At 34.8% G+C, this 1,813-nt stretch carries 2 protein-coding genes; both read left to right on the top strand.

Annotation, left to right across the window (positions count from 1 at the left end):
- The first annotated feature begins 143 nt into the window (after positions 1–143).
- Positions 144–1,055, top strand: a complete 912-nt coding sequence (locus tag Q0410_RS00030; protein WP_299031320.1) for an alpha/beta fold hydrolase — start codon at positions 144–146, stop codon at positions 1,053–1,055.
- Positions 1,045–1,813: LysR family transcriptional regulator (locus Q0410_RS00025; protein ID WP_299031312.1), on the top strand; the 769-nt coding region annotated here is incomplete at its 3' end. The genes Q0410_RS00030 and Q0410_RS00025, both read left to right, overlap by 11 nt.

Below are 1,813 nucleotides of genomic sequence, written 5' to 3'. Positions count from 1 at the left end.
GGATTTAAATAGAATTTGATTTGATTTTTGGATGCTTATTGTAATATTATTGCTGGAAAATAGATATTTTCATTATAAGATGGAATTTAAGGGTATCAATATAAAAAGATGTTGATATATTTTAGCAAAACAAGGAGAGATTTATGTACGAACTAAAGAAAATATCAATTCCATCAGGCGAAACTATTGCTTATAGAGTGGCTGGAAGCGGAAAGGTTAATATTTTACTAATCCATGGCAACCAATGTTCTTCTACAATCTATGATGATTTTATGAAAAGATACGAAGATAGGGCAAGAGTTTTTGCCATAGACTTAGCTGGTTTTGGGGAATCTTCTTACAATAATAGGCACCTAAAAATCGAAGATTGGGCAAAAGATGTAGATGAATTTATGGAATTTCTAGGCATTGAAAGCGCCATTGTTGTAGGCCACTCAGCTGGCGGCGGTGTTGGCTTAAAACTTGCCACAGACTTTAGCCAAAGAGTTGACCAGCTAGTACTTATTGCATCTGTAGGTGTCAAAGGGTTTTATCTTCCAAAACTAGATGAGAATTTCATGCCCCTAGCAAATGAATTTGCCAGGACCTATGAAGAAGTAGCAGGACATCCTTCAATGATTTTTGTAGAAAATCTAATAAAAGCTAAATCTAGGGAAGAAACTCGAAATATGTGGAATCAAAGCCTTTATAATCTCAAATCACCAGACCCAGAGGCTTATGAAATCTATATTGATGAATTTTTTAAGGAAAGGTGTTTTACAGATATCAGCGTGGCCCTATGCCAATTTAATATTACCGATGAAGTGACCTACAAAAAAGGAGATGGGTCTATATCAAAAATTTCCGCACCTGTAACTTGGATTCACGGCGAAAAAGACTTAGTAGTGCCATTCGCCATCGGTGAGAATTCTGTAAAATATTTCCCAAATGAGGCGGACTTCATCCCAATAAAGGAGGCAGGCCATATGGTCTACAATGATTGTCCTGACGAATTTTATGCCCATATTGATAAAATAGTGGATAAGTACTTAGAAGAAGAAAAAGATGCTCGATAAGCATTTAAGATACTTTATTAAACTTTGTGAGTTTAAAAACTTTACTAGGACGGCTGAAAATTTATTTGTAAGCCAATCTACAGTAAGCAAGGCTGTAACAAGCCTTGAAAAAGAGTTAAATGCCAAGCTCGTCCTTGTAGATAAGGAAGGCTTTAGGCTTACAAAAGAAGGCCAATTACTCTATGATTTTGCCAAAGATGTAACAGGCTATTATGACAATAAAGAGGAAGAATTACTAGGGAATATTAATAATTTGGGCAAAAAACTTTCTCTAGGCCTTCCACCAACAGCTGGATCGATATATTTTTTTGAGAAGATATCTGAATTTAAGGACGAATGTCCTGACATAGATTTTGAAATTAAAAACGAAACTTCAAAGTATTTGCCAGAGATGGTCCTTGATCAAAAGCTAGACCTAGCGGTTGTAATTGAGCCCTTTGATGATAATAGATTTGTAAAAAATACTGTCTACAAGTCTGAGGCAGTCCTTGTAGTAAGCAAGGATCACAGTTTATCCGACAAGGATGAAGTTGATTTTTCCTTACTAAAAGATGAAAAATTCTTACAAGTTTCAGAAAATTATCAGTATTACTGGGTTTTTAAGGATTATTGCAAGAAAGCAGGTTTTGAGCCTAAGGTTGTCTTTAAAAACTATGATTGGGATATGATTTTGGAAATGGTTGTGGCAAATATTGGTATAACAATTTTGCCAAAACCTTTGGTTAGTAAGTATTTTTCAAACAGAGTAAAATCGATAA

Origin of the sequence: uncultured Anaerococcus sp. (assembly GCF_937934665.1) — a bacterium.
Classification (GTDB): domain Bacteria; phylum Bacillota; class Clostridia; order Tissierellales; family Peptoniphilaceae; genus Anaerococcus.
The sequence above is the reverse complement of the archived record's forward strand: the minus strand, read 5'-3'. Positions and strand labels throughout refer to the sequence as shown.